16 protein-coding genes, 2 tRNA genes and 1 pseudogene are annotated in these 18,918 nt (G+C 50.2%); 10 read left to right on the forward strand and 9 right to left on the reverse strand.

Features of this window, described 5'->3' with window-relative positions:
* Positions 1–50: 50 nt before the first annotated feature.
* From clpX to lysM, 4 genes are all read right to left on the reverse strand, one after another.
* The gene (gene clpX / locus ACESOH_RS09285) at positions 51–1,292 is read right to left on the reverse strand and encodes an ATP-dependent protease ATP-binding subunit ClpX (protein WP_373100893.1); all 1,242 of its coding nucleotides are present in this window, start codon (positions 1,290–1,292) and stop codon (positions 51–53) included.
* Positions 1,293–1,304: 12 nt separating this feature from the next.
* The gene (gene clpP / locus ACESOH_RS09290; RefSeq protein ID WP_032091827.1) at positions 1,305–1,886 is read right to left on the reverse strand and encodes an ATP-dependent Clp endopeptidase proteolytic subunit ClpP; all 582 of its coding nucleotides are present in this window, start codon (positions 1,884–1,886) and stop codon (positions 1,305–1,307) included.
* Positions 1,887–2,013: 127 nt separating this feature from the next.
* Positions 2,014–3,312 carry a trigger factor gene (gene tig / locus ACESOH_RS09295; RefSeq protein ID WP_373100894.1) on the reverse strand — a complete coding sequence of 433 codons (1,299 nt, stop codon included), beginning with the start codon at positions 3,310–3,312 and terminating at the stop codon, positions 2,014–2,016.
* A 210-nt stretch (positions 3,313–3,522) separates the two neighbouring features.
* Entirely contained in the window at positions 3,523–3,966 is a 444-nt protein-coding gene (gene lysM, locus ACESOH_RS09300; RefSeq protein WP_032091829.1) for a peptidoglycan-binding protein LysM, read from the reverse strand.
* A gap of 193 nt (positions 3,967–4,159) precedes the next feature.
* On the opposite strand from lysM, the gene ypfJ reads away from it, so the two are divergent.
* Positions 4,160–4,990, forward strand: a complete 831-nt coding sequence (gene ypfJ, locus ACESOH_RS09305; protein ID WP_373100895.1) for a KPN_02809 family neutral zinc metallopeptidase — start codon at positions 4,160–4,162, stop codon at positions 4,988–4,990.
* A 104-nt stretch (positions 4,991–5,094) separates the two neighbouring features.
* On the opposite strand, the gene ACESOH_RS09310 is transcribed toward ypfJ, so the two are convergent.
* Positions 5,095–5,171, reverse strand: a tRNA-Arg gene (locus tag ACESOH_RS09310).
* A gap of 34 nt (positions 5,172–5,205) precedes the next feature.
* Positions 5,206–5,282, reverse strand: a tRNA-Pro gene (locus ACESOH_RS09315).
* Positions 5,283–5,440: 158 nt separating this feature from the next.
* Between ACESOH_RS09315 and folD the strand changes: the two genes are divergently transcribed.
* The 5 genes and pseudogenes from folD to ACESOH_RS09340 all read left to right on the forward strand — a co-directional run bounded on the left by folD (position 5,441) and on the right by ACESOH_RS09340 (position 12,021).
* A complete protein-coding gene (gene folD / locus ACESOH_RS09320; protein WP_373100896.1) occupies positions 5,441–6,301 on the forward strand; it encodes a bifunctional methylenetetrahydrofolate dehydrogenase/methenyltetrahydrofolate cyclohydrolase FolD in 861 nt (286 codons plus the stop codon).
* 96 nt (positions 6,302–6,397) lie between these two features.
* Positions 6,398–7,692: pseudogene (gene dcuC / locus ACESOH_RS09325) on the forward strand (C4-dicarboxylate transporter DcuC).
* Between the two features lie 98 nt (positions 7,693–7,790).
* The gene (locus tag ACESOH_RS09330) at positions 7,791–9,062 is read left to right on the forward strand and encodes a M20 family metallo-hydrolase (RefSeq protein WP_373100897.1); all 1,272 of its coding nucleotides are present in this window, start codon (positions 7,791–7,793) and stop codon (positions 9,060–9,062) included.
* A gap of 315 nt (positions 9,063–9,377) precedes the next feature.
* Complete coding sequence (locus tag ACESOH_RS09335; protein WP_373100898.1) at positions 9,378–9,626, forward strand: hypothetical protein; 249 nt, start codon at positions 9,378–9,380, stop codon at positions 9,624–9,626.
* Complete coding sequence (locus ACESOH_RS09340) at positions 9,544–12,021, forward strand: TonB-dependent receptor domain-containing protein (protein ID WP_373100899.1); 2,478 nt, start codon at positions 9,544–9,546, stop codon at positions 12,019–12,021. The genes ACESOH_RS09335 and ACESOH_RS09340 overlap by 83 nt, the downstream gene beginning before the upstream one ends.
* Positions 12,022–12,077: 56 nt before the next feature.
* On the opposite strand, the gene ACESOH_RS09345 is transcribed toward ACESOH_RS09340, so the two are convergent.
* Positions 12,078–12,464, reverse strand: a complete 387-nt coding sequence (locus ACESOH_RS09345; protein ID WP_373100914.1) for a MerR family transcriptional regulator — start codon at positions 12,462–12,464, stop codon at positions 12,078–12,080.
* Between the two features lie 139 nt (positions 12,465–12,603).
* Here ACESOH_RS09345 and ACESOH_RS09350 point away from each other — a divergent pair, with 139 nt between their 5' ends.
* Together ACESOH_RS09350 and ACESOH_RS09355 are read left to right on the forward strand one after the other, a co-directional pair.
* Positions 12,604–13,269: a cation diffusion facilitator family transporter gene (locus tag ACESOH_RS09350; RefSeq protein ID WP_373100900.1), complete on the forward strand. Its 666-nt coding sequence runs from the start codon at positions 12,604–12,606 to the stop codon at positions 13,267–13,269.
* A gap of 190 nt (positions 13,270–13,459) precedes the next feature.
* Positions 13,460–14,437 carry a Gfo/Idh/MocA family protein gene (locus ACESOH_RS09355; protein ID WP_373100901.1) on the forward strand — a complete coding sequence of 326 codons (978 nt, stop codon included), beginning with the start codon at positions 13,460–13,462 and terminating at the stop codon, positions 14,435–14,437.
* 95 nt (positions 14,438–14,532) lie between these two features.
* On the opposite strand, the gene ACESOH_RS09360 is transcribed toward ACESOH_RS09355, so the two are convergent.
* Positions 14,533–15,423: a LysR family transcriptional regulator gene (locus ACESOH_RS09360; RefSeq protein ID WP_373100902.1), complete on the reverse strand. Its 891-nt coding sequence runs from the start codon at positions 15,421–15,423 to the stop codon at positions 14,533–14,535.
* A 105-nt stretch (positions 15,424–15,528) separates the two neighbouring features.
* Here ACESOH_RS09360 and ACESOH_RS09365 point away from each other — a divergent pair, with 105 nt between their 5' ends.
* The gene (locus tag ACESOH_RS09365) at positions 15,529–16,305 is read left to right on the forward strand and encodes an SDR family NAD(P)-dependent oxidoreductase (RefSeq protein ID WP_373100903.1); all 777 of its coding nucleotides are present in this window, start codon (positions 15,529–15,531) and stop codon (positions 16,303–16,305) included.
* A gap of 116 nt (positions 16,306–16,421) precedes the next feature.
* On the opposite strand, the gene ACESOH_RS09370 is transcribed toward ACESOH_RS09365, so the two are convergent.
* Entirely contained in the window at positions 16,422–17,375 is a 954-nt protein-coding gene (locus tag ACESOH_RS09370) for a GlxA family transcriptional regulator (protein WP_373100904.1), read from the reverse strand.
* Positions 17,376–17,528: 153 nt separating this feature from the next.
* Between ACESOH_RS09370 and ACESOH_RS09375 the strand changes: the two genes are divergently transcribed.
* A complete protein-coding gene (locus tag ACESOH_RS09375; protein ID WP_373100905.1) occupies positions 17,529–18,380 on the forward strand; it encodes an MBL fold metallo-hydrolase in 852 nt (283 codons plus the stop codon).
* Positions 18,381–18,918 lie beyond the last annotated feature (538 nt).

An 18,918-nucleotide genomic window follows, 5' to 3' on the forward strand; every position in this document is an offset into this window, starting at 1 on the left:
TTGGTATTTTTCACCGCACTTTTTCATGCCGAGTAAGGTTTTATGCCGGATTACGCGCTCTTAAACATCAGCTTCGGCGGTTGATTGCCGCTTACCGTGTCTGCTTCCACCACCACTTTTTGCAGATTTTCCAGCGACGGTAAATCATACATGGTGTCCAGCAGCAGGCCTTCGACGATAGAACGCAGTCCGCGCGCGCCGGTTTTGCGTTCAAGCGCCTTTTTCGCCATCGCCTGCAAGGCTTGCGGCGTAAATTCCAGCTCTACGTTTTCTAAGCCGAACAGCACCTGATATTGTTTGGTCAGGGCGTTTTTCGGTTCGGTCAGAATTTTGATCAGCGCTTCTTCATCCAGCTCGCTTAGCGGCGCAATCACCGGCAGGCGACCGATAAACTCCGGAATTAAACCGAATTTCATCAGATCATCCGGTTCCACCTGACTGAACAATTCAGTTAAACTGGCTTTATCCGATTCGCCTTTTACTTCCGCACCGAACCCGATGCCGCTGCCGATGTGCGTGCGTTTTTCCACGATTTTATCCAGACCGGCAAAGGCGCCGCCGCAAATAAACAGGATTTTTGACGTATCCAGCCGCAGCATTTCCTGTTGCGGATGTTTGCGCCCGCCCTGCGGCGGAATTGATGCGACAGTACCTTCCACCAGTTTGAGCAGTGCCTGCTGCACGCCTTCGCCGGACACATCGCGGGTAATGGACGGATTTTCCGATTTGCGGGTGATTTTATCGATCTCGTCGATGTAAATAATGCCCTGTTCCGCCCGTTCAATATCATAATCGCAGTTTTGCAGCAGCTTTTGCAGTACGTTTTCCACATCTTCGCCCACATAACCGGCTTCGGTCAGCGTGGTGGCATCCGCCATGGCAAACGGCACATTCAGCATGCGGGCAAGGGTTTCCGCCAACAGGGTTTTGCCGCTGCCGGTCGGCCCGATCAGCAGAATATTGCTTTTGCCCAGTTCCACGTCGTGATTGCGCTGCTGGCTGCGCTGGCGTTTGTAATGGTTATACACCGCCACCGCCAGCACTTTTTTGGCATAATCCTGACCGATAACATAGTCATCCAGATGAGCGCGGATTTCATGCGGCGTCGGTAATGCCATTTCAGCGCGGTCATCCGGCTGCTCAGCCTCCTTTTGCTGCGCCTCGTTTAACATATCGTGGCACAATTCGATACATTCGTTACAAATATATCCCGATGTACCGGCAATCAGTTTTTGCACTTCGTCTTGCTTTTTGCCGCAAAAAGAGCAATGTAATTCGCTGTCTTTTGTCATCTCTCAATCCAATTATCGTTGTACCAGAACCTCATCCACCAAGCCGTAGGCTTTGGCTTCCGCGGCGGACATAAAATTATCGCGATCCGTATCATGTTCGATTTTCTCAATCGGTTGACCGGTATGCTGCGCCAGACGCTGATTTAAGGTGTGACGGATGTTTAAAATTTCCTGCGCATGAATTTGAATGTCCGACGCCTGCCCGCGGAATCCGCCCAGCGGCTGATGGATCATCACCCGCGCATGGGGCAATGCCGCGCGTTTGCCCGCTGCACCGCCGGCCAGTAAAAACGCGCCCATCGAACAGGCCTGACCGATGCACAGGGTACGCACGTCCGGCTTGATAAACTGCATGGTATCGTAAATCGCCATGCCCGCCGTGACCGATCCGCCCGGCGAATTAATATAGATATTAATGTCTTTTTCCGGATTTTCCGATTCCAGAAACAGCAGCTGAGCCACAATCAGATTCGCCATATTGTCTTCCACTTCGCCGCTTAAAAAAATCACCCGTTCTTTCAGCAGACGCGAATAAATGTCATAAGAACGCTCGCCGCGCGCGGTCTGCTCCACCACCATAGGAATTAAACTCATATCCACCTCTTTCGTTAGGTAAGCCGTTTCGCTTACGATTTAGTCATGCGCAATATTATATAACAAAAGTGCGGTCATTTTTTTAAGAAAAACGACCGCACTTTAAAATAAATTCAAGCGAACGCGATTACGCTTGCGGATTCATCACTTCATCGAAGGAAGCCGGTTTTTCCGTCACCTGCGCTTTCGCCAAGACCGCATCAACCGCCTGTTCTTCCAATACCACGTTACGGATATTATTCATCAACTCTTTGTTTTTGCTGTAATATTCGATCACTTCCGCCGGTTGTTCATAAGCCGAGGCGATATCCTGAATCATCGCTTTGGCACGCTCTTCATCGGCTTTCAGTTGGTTGGAAGAAATCACCTGCGCCAACAATAAACCGACCTGAACGCGGCGTTTCGCCTGTTCTTCAAATAATTCGCGCGGTAATTCCGCGGCCTGTTTTGCATTGCCGCCGAAACGCTGCGCCGCCTGACCGCGCAACACCTCGATTTCCTGTTCCACCGCGGCGGTCGGAACGTCAATCGGGTTTTGTGCGATCAAGCCGTCGATCACCTGATTTTTCACCCGTGCAGTCAACGCATTTTTCAGTTCACGCTGCATATTTTTCGCGATTTCAGCGCGCAGATCCGCTACGGTTTTGCTGTTCGGGCCGAATTTCGCCACGAATTCATCGGTTAATTCCGGCAATACCATCACTTCCACTTTTTTCAGCGTAACGGCGAATTTAGCCGCTTTGCCTTTCAGGTTTTCGGCATGATATTCCGCCGGGAATGTCACGTCGATCTCAAAGGCATCCCCCGCTTTGTGGCCGACAATACCTTCTTCAAATCCCGGAATCATACGGCCTTGTCCCATTGCCAGCACGAAATCGTTGGCTTTGCCGCCGTCAAAGGTTTCACCGTCCACCGAACCGACGAAATCGATAGTCACGCGATCATCGGCTTTCGCGGCGTCTTCGCTTTGTGCCCAGCTGGCCTGCTGTTTACGCAGCACATCAACCATTTTGTCAATGTCGCTTTCGCTGATTTCAACCACCGGTTTTTCCACTTTGATTTGATCCAGCCCCTGTAGCTCAACTTCCGGATACACTTCAAACGTTGCGCTGAATTTCAATTCTTTACCGGCTTCAAACTGTTCTACGTTAAATGTCGGACGACCTGCCAGATTGACTTTGTTTTCAAACATTACATTAAAGAAATGTTTTTGCAGTAAATCGCCTAACACATCCTGACGTACGGACGCGCCGAAGCGTTTTTCGATAATTTGTGCCGGCACTTTGCCTTTACGGAATCCGTCAACGCGTGCATTTTTTGCTACGCGTTTTAATTCTTCACGCACAGCCTGTTCGACGGTTTCGGACGGAACGGTGATGCTGACGCGACGCTCAAGACCTTGAGTTGTTTCAATATTAAATGACATTATGTTACCTCAAAATGAATTTGCACTCGGCGAATACCCGCACCGAACACGTTAATCAAAATTTAATTAAAAAGACGATGAATTATAGCGATACAAACGCCGCCAGTCGAGAAAATGGCGTATAAAAAACCGCATTTGATTATTTTTTAATCGATATAAAAAACACAAGCCTTCTCTGAAAACAGACAAGGCTTGGCAAACAGGCACGGGTTATAATGATTTCGGCAGGCGGATTTTTTGTCCCGGGAAGATTTTATCCGCATCTTTAATCACTTCTTTATTGGCGGTGACGATCGCGCTGTATTTTGCGCCGTTACCGTAAGTTTTCTCGGCGATTTTCCATAAGGTATCGCCTTTCTGAATCACATAAAATTCATCGTCGCCGGCCAGCGTTTCACCGTTTTGAATCGACACCTTATCCACATTCACCGCATTGATGCCGACCACGTTGCCCGCCATTAAAATGGCTTTTTCCAGCGCTTCCGCCGATGCGGCCTTGCCTTCCAGTTTAGCCACGCCGTCTTCCACCGTAACCGCCACATTTTCGACGCCCGGATTATCCTGCGCAATATGGTCGGTCACCGCCTGCGAGGCCTCTTCTTTTTTTGCAAAAATCTTCTTACCGATCTCGCCGACAAAATCAAATAAACCCATATGATGCTCCTTAGTGTAAATACCCGTTGAGTTCGGCTGTAACCTTAACCAATTCGCCGTCATAAGTCCATATCAAGTTAACGGATCGACATAATCTTTACATTAATTGAAAAAACTCGGCGAAAAATCACCGCACTTTCGCCGTTTTTTATAATAAAATAGCCGCTCCAATACAAACGAAAGGAAACAGATTATGCGTTGGCAAGGTCGTAGAGAAAGCACCAATGTCGAAGACCGACGGGCAGCGGGCGGTTCGTTCAAAGGCGGCAAAAGTACGGGGATTCTCGGTATCATCATTTTACTCATCGGCGCCTATTACGGCGTGGATTTGTCCGGGCTGGTCGGCACCTCCGATTTCAGCGCACAAACCGATTCCGCGTTAAACACGCAGGAAGAACAGGAGCTGAACAGTTTATCGCGCGTGGTACTGGCCGATACGGAAACCGTGTGGGGCAATTATTTCGCTCAACACAACCGCACTTATACCCCACCGGTTATGGTGCTGTACAGCGGCGCCACCACAACCGCCTGCGGTACCGGCCAATCGGCGATGGGGCCGTTTTACTGCCCGAACGATCAGCGGGTTTATCTTGATTTGTCCTTTTACAGCGATATGAAAAACCAGCTGGGCGCCGACGGCGAATCCGCTTTCGCCTATGTGATCGCTCACGAAGTGGGGCACCATGTACAAAACCAGCTCGGCATTTTACCGCAAGTAAATCAGGCGCGGCAACAACTCAGCAGCGCGCAGGCAAATCAATTGTCGGTGAAGCTGGAATTACAGGCCGATTGCTTCGCCGGCGTGTGGGGTTATCAAGCATCGAAAAGCGGCTTATTTGAAAGCGGTGATATTGAAAAAGCCTTCAACGCGGCGGAAGCGGTGGGCGATGATCGCTTACAAAAACGCAGTCAGGGTTATGTGGTTCCCGACAGTTTCACCCACGGCACCTCGGCACAACGCCTGAGCTGGTTTAAACGCGGCCTGCAAAGCGGTGATCCAAGCCGTTGCGACACGTTCAATTAATGCGGATTAGTGCGTTAAAGACAAAAGTGCGGTTAGTTATAATCGCATTTTTTAAATACCAATATGTCGCTCGGCTGAAATCTGATAAGAAAAAAAAGGATAAATGGCACGCCCTATTGGATTCGAACCAATGACCTACGGCTTAGAAGGCCGTTGCTCTATCCAGCTGAGCTAAGGGCGCATTTCAAATGGATATGATAAAAAATAAAAAGAAGTGGTCGGCGAGATAGGATTTGAACCTACGACCCACTGGTCCCAAACCAGTTGCGCTACCAAGCTGCGCTACTCGCCGACGAATGTGAGCATTATAGTTTTCTTTTATGTGCAGTCAATGAATTTTTTCTATTTTTCGTCCAATCGCTCAAATTTATTTCAATCAGGCTTACATTAAAATGCGTTTTCTGCCAAAATAGCAACCGTTTACGTTTTAGCTTTCACAAGGAAAAATCCATGGTTGCACAAGTCATTTCAGGTACCGAATCGGCAAAAAAAATAAAATCTGAAATTGCAGACAAAATTCAACAATATGTTAATCAAGGCAAGCGCGCGCCCGGTCTGGCGGTGATTTTAGTCGGCGCCGATCCCGCCTCTCAGGTGTATGTGGCCAGCAAACGCAAAAGCTGCGAACAAATCGGCATGTATTCCAAATCCTATGATCTGCCGGAAAGCACCACACAGCAGGCCTTGCTGGCACTTATCGATCAATTGAACGCCGATGCGAGCATCGACGGTATTCTGGTTCAGCTGCCGCTGCCGGCTCATATCGACAGCACCTCGGTGATCGAACGTATCGCACCGCATAAAGATGTGGACGGTTTTCATCCTTATAATGTCGGGCGTCTGTGCCAGCGCATTCCGACATTGCGCGCCTGTACGCCGTACGGAATTATGAAACTGCTGGAAACCACCGGCACGGATTTATACGGTCAGCATGCCGTGGTGGTCGGCGCGTCGAATATCGTCGGCCGTCCTATGGCATTGGAATTACTGCTCGCCGGCTGTACCGTCACCGTGACGCACCGTTTCACCCGCGATCTGGAACATCATGTCAGAGAGGCGGATATTCTGGTGGTTGCGGTGGGTAAAGCGCAATTTATTCCCGGCGAGTGGATCAAAGCGGGCGCCATTGTGATTGACGTCGGCATTAATCGGGTAAACGGCAAGCTGCAAGGCGACGTACAATATGACAGCGCCTGTCAGAAAGCGGCGTTTATTACCCCGGTACCGGGCGGCGTCGGCCCGATGACGGTGGCAATGTTAATGTTTAACACCCTGTTTGCCTATGAACGCAACCAATCGCATTCGGTATAACGGCAACATATTTATCAATACAATCTGTTTTCACGGAAACCCGATACGCCGCGGTTTCCGCTTTTCTTGCATAATCTGTCTTTAAAAGGGGGTCATATGGCTGAAATAAACGCGCTGATTGCCGTTATCGGCATTCTTGCGACAATTTATCTGTTAATTAAAAAATACGAAACCCGAACCGTGCTTATCGGCGTCGGTCTGGTTATGGCGATATTAACCTTAAATCCGATGGAGGCATTGAACGCCTTTGCCAAATCGATGACTTCCGGCGGGTTGATTATGGCGATTTGTTCCAGCATGGGGTTTGCTTATGTGATGAAATTCACCGAATGCGACACCCATTTGGTCAATCTGCTGACCAAGCCGCTCAGCGGGCTGAAATTTCTGCTGATTCCTATCGCCACCATGCTCACTTTTTTATTAATATCGCCATTCCTTCCGCCGCAGGCTGTGCGGCTGCGGTGGGCGCAACGCTGATTCCGGTGCTACGTGCGGCGGGCGTGCATCCTGCCATGGCGGGCGCATCCATTCTGGCCGGCACTTTCGGCTCGATGATGAGTCCGGGGTCTTCCCATTCCGCCATGATCAGCGAAATGTCGGGGCTGACCATCACCGAAGTCAATTTATCGCACGCGCCTTACACCACCGTTGCCGGGCTGATCGGCGCGGTGACGCTGACGATCATCGCGATAATTTTAAAGGATTACGGTCAAACCCACCGGGATAATTATCTACAGGAACAGGCGGCGGCCGACACTCAAGCCGCCGGACGGGTGAATCCGCTGTATGCGTTGGCGCCGCTTATTCCGCTGATTATTCTGGTGATCGGCGGTACTGCGCTGCAACAAACGCCGGGGCTGGAATGGACCAAAATGGGCGTGCCGCAGGCTATGCTGATCGGGGCGATTTACGGCTTAATCGTTACCCGCACCGCACCGGCAAAAATCACCAACGAATTTTTTAACGGCATGGGCAATTCTTATGCCAACGTATTGGGGATCATCATTGCCGCCAGCGTATTCGTCGCCGGTCTGAAATCGACCGGTGCTATCGACAGCGCCATTGAATTCCTAAAACATTCCAACCACTTCGTCCGCTGGGGTGCAACCGTCGGGCCGTTTTTAATGGGCGTTATTACCGGTTCCGGCGATGCGGCGGCGATCGCCTTTAATACGGCGGTGACACCGCACGCCGCGGAATTAGGTTACACTCATTTAAATCTGGGCATGGCGGCCGCCATTGCCGGGGCGATCGGGCGTACCGCCTCACCGATTGCCGGTGTTACCATCGTCTGCGCCGGTCTTGCCATGGTCAGCCCGGTGGAAATGGTGAAACGCACCGCCCTCGGTATGATTCTGGCGACCTTATTTCTGGCGTTATTTATGCTATAAAACGCGCCCAAAACGCACCGCACTTTCGGCTCAATAAAAAAGTGCGGTGCATTTTCCGAGAGTTTTCTTCTTTCTTCACCTATAAACGGGAGGCAATTATGAACGACTTAGCACAACAATTAATCCAATGGCGACGGGAATTTCACCGTTTTCCGGAAATCGGCTGGGCGGAGTTTTTTACCACCGCCAACATTGCCGAATATCTGCACAACATGGGCTTTGAGGTGCTGCTCGGCAAGCAGATTATCAATCCGCAATTCGTACGCGGCCGACAAAAAGCCGTGGTGGAACAAGGGCTACAAAATGCCCTTGCGCACGGCACCAAGCAAACCTGGCTGGATAAAATGGACGGCTATACCGGTTGCGTCGCGCTGCTGGATACCGGCCGGCCGGGCAAAACCGTGGCGCTGCGTTTTGATATCGACTGCGTCAACGTCACCGAAACCCACAATCAAGCCCATCTGCCGAACCGTTTGAATTTCCGCTCCGTCAACGACGGTTTTATGCACGCCTGCGGACACGACGGGCATATCGCCATCGGGCTGGGCACGGCATTATGGCTGAGCCGGCATAAAGATCAGCTGAACGGTAAAATCAAACTGGTGTTTCAGCCGGCGGAAGAAGGCGTGCGCGGTGCCGCGGCGATCGCGGCCAGCGGCATACTGGACGATGTCGATTATTTCGCCGCCTCGCATTTAAGTTTCTGCGCCGACAGCGGCACGGTCATCAGTAATCCGAAAAATTTCCTGTCCACCACGAAAATCGACCTTCGCTACAGCGGCAAACCCGCACATGCCGGCGCTCAGCCGCATGTGGGTAAAAATGCCCTGCTCGGCGCCGCCCACGCAGTCACCCAATTACACGGCATCGCCCGCCACGGTGAGGGCATGACGCGGATTAACGTCGGCGTGCTGAATGCCGGCGAAGGGCGCAACGTGATTCCGACAAACGCGTCTCTACAGCTGGAAGTGCGCGGCGAAAATAAGGCGATCAATCAATATATGGTGGATCAGGTAATGCGCATCGCCAAAGGCGTCGCCGTCAGTTTCGAGCTGGACTATGAAACGGAAATTATGGGCGAAGCGGTGGATATGGTAAATGATGCCGAATTGGTGGCGCTGGTGGAAGACATCGCCGCCCGGCAGCCGCAAATTCATGCGACCCATGCCGATTATGCCTTTAACGCCAGCGAAGATGCCACCATTTTAGGCCGCCGGGTGCAGGAACACGGCGGTAAAGCCATTTATTTTATTCTCGGCGCCGACCGCACCGCCGGCCATCATCAGGCGGAATTCGATTTTGACGAAGCCCAGCTGTTAACCGGCGTGAATATTTATACTCAACTGCTCAGCCGCTTGCTGGCCGCCTGAGTAATGCTTCCGTATCCCCGTAGTCAATACGGGGATCGTTTGTTTAATCCCGTTAACCTTCCCCCTTTCTTTCCGTGCGCCCGCGGCGTTGTCGGCGAGAAAAATGCCGCATGCCACAGCTGCCATCGCTGTCCGTTCGTAAAGTGCGGTCATTATTTTTTTAATTTTTTTAAATAATTTCAACCGGTTATTTCATTAAATTTCGTGTAAAGTCCTTGTTATTAACTTTAATGATAATTAGAATAATTATCATTTTTATTATAAGAATGATTAAATTTTAACCGTTTTTTTTATTTTATTATTTAAAGAGGCAACATGAATTATTTCATTACGCTCGGCATCACGACCCTTGCGATCGGTTCTGCATTGCAAGCCTATGCCGAAACAGAACAATTAGAACAAATCAATGTGGAAGGCAAGGCAGGGACGTCTTCCGGGGAAACGGCAAAAAAAAACCTTCACCCAAGCGAAAGCGGTCAGCGTGAAGGAAGATCTTTATCAATCCACCCAAAATCTGGACAGCGTGGTCCGCAGCATGCCGGGCGCCTTTACCCAGCAGGATAAAAGCTCCGGCGTGCTGTCTATCAATATTCGCGGCGAATCGGGCTTCGGGCGTGCCAATGCGTTGATCGACGGCGTGCCGCAAACCTTTTATGCCACTGCGGCGGATGCCAAAGGACGCGCCGGCGGCAATTCACAATTCGGCGCCAATATCGACTCGAATTTCATCGCCGATGTGGAACTGGAACGCGGCAGTTTCAGCGGTAAAAGCGGCATTAATTCGCTGTACGGCGCCGCCAATTTCCGCACCCTCGGCGTGAACGACGTCGTCAAAAACGATCGCAACTGGGGCTTGCTGGTCAAAGGTTTGACCGGTTCCAATGCCACCAAGCCGAATTATATGGCCACCGCCGCTTACCGGCTGCCGCTGGATAACGGCGGCTATTTCGGCGTGCTGTACGGTTACAGTTACCGCAAAGTCTCGCAGGATTACCGTTACGGCGGCGGTGAATTTATTAAAAATGCCGGCGCCAACTTTTTAGCACAGAAAAAACGCGATTATTTCGTCAATCAGGCGGGCATCGACTTTATTAACGGGAAATGGGTGGATTTATACGGCTGGCATTGTAATAAATACCGCTGCGACAACATTGACGACATCGCCGCGCAAACGGAAAAAGCCTGGCAGGAAAACGAGGTGCATCAGTTTCAGGTTCAACCGTTAGATCCCGATACGCTGCGCCAACGCTCACGCAGCCATTTGGCTAAAATCGAATATGTGGATGAGCATAACGCGCTGAACCTGCAATTCCGTACGCTGGAAAATTATGTGGCGGGACGCACCATCGACAGCAAAAACTATCAGCTGGATTATCAATTCACCCACGGCGATTATCTTGATTTACATGTTTTGTTGGCGCATAACGTCAATAAACAGAAATATGCCCGGTTTTCGCAATTTTCCGGCAAAACCGTGCGGGATTATCTGGAAGTGAAAAACGTCGCCAATTTGCTGGATATTAATAACACCTTCACCTTTGCCCTGCCGAAAAATGCGGAATTAAAAACCACGCTGGGATTCAATCTGCTGCATAACGACTATCAGAAAAACCGCTTTCCCTATGAATTGGGCTTATTCTACGGCGCGTTCAAACACGGTGCCAAAGCGCTGCTGCCGGAATATTCCGTCACCTTGCAGCCGTCGGGCAAACAGAAATTTCTGACCGGCTATCTGGACAATTCGCTGCGCTATGATATCTGGCATTTGGGCTACAGCGCCAATATCACCAAATACAACTTCCGCGGCGAAGTCTCCGATTTCTACCCGTCGGTGTATATTCGCGATGTGTTAGGCAAAAATTCACCGCAATTCAAGCAAGCCTGTAAAATCGATCCGGAAACGAAAATTGCGCTGTGCGACAATTACGAACCGATTACGCAAAAATCCGGCAAAGCCAAGCATGCGGTCAATCAATCCGCGCTGTTAAGTGCCGATATTCATCCGCTGTTTATGCCGTTCGCCACTTATGCCGTCACTCACCGCATGCCGAATATTCAGGAAATGTATTTTTCGCAAATCAGTAATCTCGGGGTCAATACCGAACTGAAACCGGAACGCGCGCAAACCGTTCAGTTAGGCGTAAACGGCTTTACCGAAGGCTTGTTACGGGAAGATGACGTATTCGGCTTTAAAATTCTGGGTTATCGCAGCCGCATTAAAAATTATATTCATAATGTCTATTCCTTCTGGGATGATCCGAATAAATTCAATCATTACAACATGAAGCCGGACTGGGCGCAGATTAACGGCCCGCGCGCGATTATTCATTACCAGAATTATGCCGGTACGGTGCGCAAAAAAGGGATTGAAATGGAATTAAGCTACGATATGGGAAAATTCTATGTCAATCTGGCTTATGCTTATCAGAAAACCAATCAACCGACCAATTTCAGCGACGCCAGCACCGCCTCATCGCCTAATTTAATGAGCGGAAAACTGCAACAGGGTTACGGATTAAGCAAAATTTCCATGTTGCCGCGCGATTACGGTCGCATTGATTTCGGCAGCCGCTGGTTTGATAAAAAGCTGACATTGGGTACCACCATGCGCTATTACGGCAAAAGCAAACGCGCCAATCTGGAAAGAATTAATATCGGTCAAAAGAATACCTATGACAATTATCTGCGCACCAAATATATCCGCGGCACGGAAACCATTGAGAAACAACCGCTGATTTGGGATTTCTACCTGATTTATGAACCGGTGACGGATCTGATCATTAAAGCGGAACTGCAAAACGCCTTCGATAAGAAATACATCGACCCGCTGGATTCCAATAACGACTCCGCCAACCAACGGTTCTACACCATGTTTGATGAAAAAAATCCGTATCATTCCGTGTTAAATAACTGGGCGCGCGGCCGAACCTTCGTGCTGAGCATGAGCTATAAATTTTAAGCGCTGCTTGTGCGTTTTACCGTCAGGGCGGAATCAATCCGCCCTTTTCTACGCCCCTATCCGCGTTCGCTTAACCCGGAAATCGCCCGGCATTCCGCCACCCGATGCGCTTTTTGATTCACCAACTGGCGCAAAAACCCTTTTATTTCCGTCAATTGTGTGATTTTTTCTTCCACCTGCCGCAAATGCGCCACAATCATCTCATCCGCCACGCAATGTTGCTGCGGACTGTTTCTCAGCGCGTTCAGCTGTTTAATCTCCTCAATGGAAAAGCCGAGAGAACGGCAGGCTTTAATAAAGCTCAGACAATTCAGGCTGTGTTGATCATAAAGGCGATAGCCGTTCGCCGCACGGCGCGGTGCCGGCAGCAAGCCGATTTTTTCATAATAGCGGATAGTTTCTAAGTGAATTCCGCTTTGTTGACTTAACTCTTTGATCCGCATAATGTTATTCTCCGACATATTGCCCGACGACTAAGTTTCGCTAATTTCCCCTTGAGCCCGTAGCCGCTACAGCCTTTATATTGTGCGTCAAATAAACACGAATTGAAACCCCAACCCGGCTCAGCCGTAAGGATTTGTTATGTCACACATGCCCTCCCGCCGCACGCAGCAAGCCGCTCACGTTCACGACCATACGCCGGCAACGCAAAATAAAATGGTGTTGGCGCTCAGCCTGACGCTGATCAGCAGCTATATGATCATTGAGTTTCTCGGCGGTTATTATTTTAACAGCCTGACCCTGATGGCGGACGCCGGCCACATGGCCAACGACAGCCTGTCGCTGTTTCTGGCGCTGCTCGCCCTGTTTCTCAGCCCGCAACTGCAAAAATGGTTCGCCCTGCTGAACGGCGGCTCGCTGGTATTGGTGGCGCTGATGATTTTGTACGAAGCGCTGGAACGTTGGCGCCAACCGCCGGAAATGGCGGTTCTGCCCATGCTGGCGGTGGCGTTTATCGGTTTGTTAATCAATATACTGGTGGCGCGGATTATGCTGCGCAGCGACCGGGAAAATCTCAACATCAAAGCGGCTTATCTCCATGTATTAGCCGATTTATTCGGTTCCGTGGTGGCGATTCTCGCCGGCTTAAGCGCTTGGCTGCTGCACTGGCTGTGGGTGGATATTCTCGCCAGTGCGCTGCTAAGCCTACTGGTGCTGAAAAGCGGACTCGGCGTCGTCCGTCAGGCCATCGCGGCACTGCGCGATAAAAACCGTACGTTGAATCTGGATCATCATTCCCATGACTAACCAAACGGCGCAAAAGTGCGGTCAAATTTGACCGATTTTCAGCCACGGCGCAGCGGCGGTAATATAACGAGAAAAAACCGTAAAAAAACCACCGCACTTTTCACCGCTAAAATAGCGTTGTGTCACGCGCATTTTGTGCCGTAACCGCGTACAATATACCGGTTCCATTGTCAACGAGAAGGAAAAAATCATGAAACTCGGCATCGTCGGTACGGGGATGATCGTACAGGATTTAATGCAGATTATGCCCTCCATCCGATTAGCACGGCGGGCGATTTTCGGTCGTGATCGTGAAAAAACGCAGGCTCTCGCGCAGCAAAACGGCATCGAACAGTGCTTTTTTGATTATGACGCCATGCTGGCAAGCGATCTGGATACGATTTATATCGCCCTGCCCAATCATCTGCATTTTGACTTTGCCCGGCGGGCGCTGATGGCGGATAAACATGTGATTCTGGAAAAGCCGATCACCTCCAATTATGCCCAATTCCGGCAATTGCGCGAGCTTGCCCGGGCGCGGCATAAAATCCTGCTGGAAGCCGTAACGGTGCATTATCTGCCGGCATATCAGGCGATCAAACAAAAAATGCCCGACCTTGGGGAAATCAAAATCGTCAGCCTGAATTACAGCCAGTATTCCTCACGCTACGACCGTTTCAAAGCCGGCGATATTCTGCCCGCCTTTGATGCGCAAAAATCCGGCGGGGCGTTAATGGATCTGAATGTGTATAACCTGCATTTTGCCGTCGGTTTGTTCGGCGCGCCGCAATCCTGTATTTATGCCGCCAATATCGCACGCGGTATTGATACCAGCGGCATCTTACTGCTCGATTACGGCCGCTTCAAAGCGGTGTGTATCGGCGCCAAAGACTGCGCCGCCCCAGTGCAGCTTTCCATCCAAGGCGATCAGGGCTGTATCAGCGTGCCCATGCCCGCCAACGCGATGAATCGGTTCAGCCTAAGCGACAATCACGGCAATGCGCAAGAATACCGTTTTGAGCCGCAGCACCGCATGTTATACGAATTCCAACAATTCGTGCGCATTATCGATCAACAAGATGATGCTTTCGCCGAACACATGCTGGATCTCAGCGACACCGTCTGCCGCCTGCTGGAACAGGCCCGCCGCCAGCAAGGCATTTTATTTGCCGGCGAACAGGCGGATTAGCGCTTACCCAAGCATTTAAAGTGCGGTGGTTTTTTCATATTTTTGGCGAAAGCTGTATCCGTATTATCTCGGTTTATGCCGGATAACACCATGTGTTAGGCAAAAATCTTCCGCAAAATCGCCTCTAATATGTTGAACACGCGTTGCACTCTGGGCGGCGTAACCGCCTGATAAGGACGATATAAATAAAGCTGCCATGCCGGCATGGGAATGTCAGGAAGCAATTGATGCAGTTCCCCGCGCGCCAAATAGGGCTGACACAGTTGATAATTCAGCATCGAGATGCAGCGTCCGGAAAGACAGGCCGTAAGTTCCGCATGTTGATCATTGCTGATAAAACGGGGATTTTTCGGTACCAGCATACGGTTATCACCGAAAAACCAATGCCACATTTTGCCGGTATTCGGATTAAGCAGGCCGCTGAGCGGGAATGCCATTAATTCATCCAGACTGTGTGGTGTACCGTATTGCGCAAGCAAATCCGGGCTGGCAACAATCACTTCGGAAAATGTTGCAATCGGAACGACAATAAATTGCGGATGCGGCGAATTGCCCGCTCGAATCCCGATGTCAATTTGTTCTTCTACTGAATCGGCGGCATGGAGGCTTACCCGCCAATCCAGAATAAGATCAGGAAAATCAACCAGTTTTGCCAATAACGCCTGCAAAATAGTCTGATGTTGCAAAAGCGGCGGCAACGTAATCCGCACAATGCCGCTCATTTCATTCCGCTCTCCCGGCGGTGTAAACAGCCGCTCACTCTCTGCCCACAGGCGCTGCGCTTTAGGTAAAAAATACTCTCCAAAAGGGGTGAGCTTAACATTGCGGGTATTGCGCTTAAACAGCATTTCACCTAAATATTGCTCTAATTCAGTAATCATTCGTGTCACCACTTGCGGCGATACGGCAAGTTTATTTGCCGTTTCTTTAAAACTCATGGTGTCTGCTAATGTACAAAAATGGCGAAGCGCTTCATATTTATTCATATTATTCCTGTTTTCAGAATAGTCATATCCGATAAATCGAATTGTCTTAAATAATTCCTCACTTTACAATACCGTCAAGTCAACAATTTCACATAAGGAAACAAAATGAAAAACGTAGCATTGATTACAGGTGCGTCAAGCGGTATCGGTCTGGAACTGGCGCACATTCACGCAGAAAACGGCGGCGATTTGGTATTGGTGGCAAGAAGTGCGGATAAATTGCACCAATTAGCCACGGCATTGCGCGACAAATTCGCTATTAAGGTGCTGACAATCGCCCGGGATCTGAGCCAAGCGGGCGCCGCGGCGGCAATTTTTGCCGAAACGGAACGACAAGGCATTCAAATAGACCGCTTAATTAACAATGCCGGTATCGGCGGACACGGTCGCTTCTTTGAGCGTGATTTAAGTCTGGAACAGCAAATGATTCGGCTGAATATCCAAGCGCTGACCGAATTAACGCACCTTTATCTGCAAGGGATGATCGCACGCAAACAGGGCAAAATTCTGAATGTCTCCTCCACCGCGTCGTTTATGCCCGGCCCGTTGCAGGCGGTGTATTATGCCAGCAAAGCCTATGTCACCTCGTTTAGTCAGGCGATTGCCGAAGAGGTCGCAGAATTTAATGTCAGCGTCACCGCACTTTGCCCCGGCGCCGTGGCGACAGGCTTTGTTCAGGCCGGTGATCTGCAGGGCGTAGCCGCTTGGAACAACGCGAAATCGGCACGTTCCGTTGCCGAATATGGTTACCGGGCAATGGAACAAGGCAAGCTGGTGGCGTTTAATGAAGCAAAACTAAAATTCGCTCTGGATTGGGTGATTCCGTTTCTGCCGAGAAAATGGGTACTGAAAATGTCGAGAAAGGCCATGGAAAAGGCATAAGCGTTTTACCCAACCGCAGTATCCTGCTTGAAATAAGAGGCTTAATCCCATGGCACCATTTACGCCTATTTTTACTCGCAGGATGCCGACCATACCGCATTACGCGCCCTTTGCCATTAACCGCGAAATTCCCGTCGCCACGCCTGCGGGCTGATTTGATGTTTCTGCCTGAATTGCTGGCGGAATGCGGTGGCGCTGCGATAGCCTGTTTGTTCGGCGATTTGTTCGATACTCAACTCACTGCTTTCCAGCAAATCCCGCCCTTTTTGCAACCGCACTTCCGTCAGCCAGCGGTTAAACGCCATGCCGGTGACTTTGCGGAAATGACGGGTAAAGGTGCTGCGGCTCATGGAAAGCTGTTCGGCCAGCGTATCGATCCGATAAAGTGCGGTGGGATTTTGCTGAATTTCCGCCAGCAGGCGGTTAATGGAACGGTGTGATGTCGCTTGCGCCATCGGCTGTTCGATAAACTGCGCCTGACCGCCCTCGCGGTGCGGGGCGGCAACCAGCATGCGCGCAATCTGATTGGCGATTTTCACCCCATAGCGCGCACGCACAATCGCCAGACAACAATCCAGCCCGGCGGCAACGCCCGCCGAGGTAATCAGCCACGCCTGCTCCCGATAAAGCGCGTTGGGTTCAAGATGCACCGCCGGAAAACGGCGGGTAAAATCCGCCGCGCCCATCCAGTGCGTAGTGGCTTTTTTACCGTCCAGCAAGCCGGTATAAGCCAGCGCATAGGCGCCGTAACACAAACCGACCAGCGTCGCACCGCGCTGATATGCCTGCTGCAAGGCGGCAATTAACGACCGGCAAGGCGGTTGGTTAACATCATGCCAGCCGGGGATGATGATCACATCGGCATGCGCCAGCAATTCTAGCCCGCCGTCAGCGCGGATCGAAACCGAGTCGGAACACACCTGCTTGCCCTCCACCGCCACATGATGCAAAGCGAACAGCGGCTTCCCCGCCGGCGCCATGGAAAATACCGCCTGCGGAATCGTGTAAATCAGCGGTTGAAAATCGGGATATAAAATCAGCGCAATTTGAGGCAGTTTATCCTTGTCCATCACAACACTCCGTCAACTAAAACTGACCCGATTTTTTCGTTTATTGATTAAAAAGTCAATATGCCTGCGCGCTTATTTTGCCCATAATAGCGCAACCGACAAGCACAAAAGTGCGGTCAATTTTTTAACATTTTTTATTGAACGAGGTACAACATGACATGGCATAAACTGACTTTAACCTTATTATTCAGCGCCGCGATGATCGGCAATGCAGCGGCAGAAATACGCTATCAGCATATTCGCAATGCGACGGCAAAAATTCATTACGGCGACAAAACCTTTCTGGTCGATCCTTATCTGGCGCCGAAAGGCAGCTATCCGGGATTTGCCGGCACGGTCAACAGCGACGCGCGCAATCCGCTAATCGATATGACTCAGCCGGCTGATGCGGTCATTCAGGACATTGACGCCGTGATCCTGACCCACACGCACCCCGATCACTGGGATGCGGCCGCACAGAAACTGATTGCCAAAACCACCCCGATTTTTGTACAGAACGCCGGCGATGCTGCTATTGTACGCCAGCAAGGGTTCAGCGATGTGCGGGTGGTCGGCAAAAACACCCCGTTCGGTCAGGTGAAATTAAGCAAGACCGGCGGTCAGCACGGCACCGATCAAATGTATGCCGAACCGCAAATGGCCGAGTTTCTGGGCGAAGCCATGGGTGTGGTGTTTCAAACGCCCGATGAAAAAACCCTGTATATCGTCGGCGATACCATCTGGAATCCGGCAGTTGATCAGGCATTAAGCGATTATCAGCCCGATGTGATGGTGATGAACACCGGATATGCCAAACTGCAAGGCATGGACGGCGGCATCATTATGGGCACCGCCGATGTGAGCAAAGCTTACCGGCGCGCCCCTCAGGCAAACATCGTAACCGTGCATATGGACGCCGTCAACCACGCCACCGTCTCCAGCCAAACCATGCGCCAATATGTCAAAGCCGGCAACATGGAAGATCGGGTAAGCGTACCGAAAGAGGGAGAAATGCTGAAGTTTTAATATAGACGATATTTATTCGGTACGTTTAACACGCTTTAGACATCGTTAATCATAAAAGTGCGGTAGAATTTCAGTTAATTTTCCAATAACAAAATCAGCTGAGATCTCTACCGTGTATCTGGATTTTACCACTTACATAAGTACGACTAAGGCCGAGCCCAAAACTAGCGTTACCCGAAAAACATCCAATGTCATTTTAGAACCGCTCACAGTATTTTGGTTATACAAATAAGATGAGTATCTTTACAAATTCTTTTTTAATTATTGATAAATCATTATTCCTCTACCCCGTTAATTGGTACTTTCACCAGAAAATACTAATCGTAGAATGCACACTAAATACGAGTAAGACGCTACTGTAAAACAATTAACGTTGAAATATATAAATAGAGCATAGCAAGTGCAAAATAAATTGATTAAAATACTCTTTCATTTTTTATAGTTAGGTAATCTATTTATGACACAGCACAGCACAGCACAGCACAGCACAGCACAGCACAGCACAGCACAGCACAGCACAGCACAGCACAGCACAGCA

The sequence above is a fragment of the Necropsobacter rosorum genome (assembly GCF_964241405.1).
GTDB classification, from domain to species: Bacteria; Pseudomonadota; Gammaproteobacteria; order Enterobacterales; family Pasteurellaceae; genus Necropsobacter; species Necropsobacter rosorum.

What these genes read in the sequence shown, in the direction of transcription:
- ACESOH_RS09360 (WP_373100902.1), bottom strand. Translation starts at nt 15,423, where the DNA reads ATGAATAAATATGAAGCGCTTCGCCATTTTTGTACATTAGCAGACACC.
- ypfJ (WP_373100895.1), top strand. Translation starts at nt 4,160, where the DNA reads ATGCGTTGGCAAGGTCGTAGAGAAAGCACCAATGTCGAAGACCGACGG.
- ACESOH_RS09330 (WP_373100897.1), top strand. Translation starts at nt 7,791, where the DNA reads ATGAACGACTTAGCACAACAATTAATCCAATGGCGACGGGAATTTCAC.
- tig (WP_373100894.1), bottom strand. Translation starts at nt 3,312, where the DNA reads ATGTCATTTAATATTGAAACAACTCAAGGTCTTGAGCGTCGCGTCAGC.
- folD (WP_373100896.1), top strand. Translation starts at nt 5,441, where the DNA reads ATGGTTGCACAAGTCATTTCAGGTACCGAATCGGCAAAAAAAATAAAA.
- ACESOH_RS09365 (WP_373100903.1), top strand. Translation starts at nt 15,529, where the DNA reads ATGAAAAACGTAGCATTGATTACAGGTGCGTCAAGCGGTATCGGTCTG.
- ACESOH_RS09355 (WP_373100901.1), top strand. Translation starts at nt 13,460, where the DNA reads ATGAAACTCGGCATCGTCGGTACGGGGATGATCGTACAGGATTTAATG.
- ACESOH_RS09370 (WP_373100904.1), bottom strand. Translation starts at nt 17,375, where the DNA reads ATGGACAAGGATAAACTGCCTCAAATTGCGCTGATTTTATATCCCGAT.
- ACESOH_RS09375 (WP_373100905.1), top strand. Translation starts at nt 17,529, where the DNA reads ATGACATGGCATAAACTGACTTTAACCTTATTATTCAGCGCCGCGATG.
- ACESOH_RS09345 (WP_373100914.1), bottom strand. Translation starts at nt 12,464, where the DNA reads ATGCGGATCAAAGAGTTAAGTCAACAAAGCGGAATTCACTTAGAAACT.
- lysM (WP_032091829.1), bottom strand. Translation starts at nt 3,966, where the DNA reads ATGGGTTTATTTGATTTTGTCGGCGAGATCGGTAAGAAGATTTTTGCA.
- ACESOH_RS09335 (WP_373100898.1), top strand. Translation starts at nt 9,378, where the DNA reads ATGAATTATTTCATTACGCTCGGCATCACGACCCTTGCGATCGGTTCT.
- clpP (WP_032091827.1), bottom strand. Translation starts at nt 1,886, where the DNA reads ATGAGTTTAATTCCTATGGTGGTGGAGCAGACCGCGCGCGGCGAGCGT.
- clpX (WP_373100893.1), bottom strand. Translation starts at nt 1,292, where the DNA reads ATGACAAAAGACAGCGAATTACATTGCTCTTTTTGCGGCAAAAAGCAA.
- ACESOH_RS09350 (WP_373100900.1), top strand. Translation starts at nt 12,604, where the DNA reads ATGTCACACATGCCCTCCCGCCGCACGCAGCAAGCCGCTCACGTTCAC.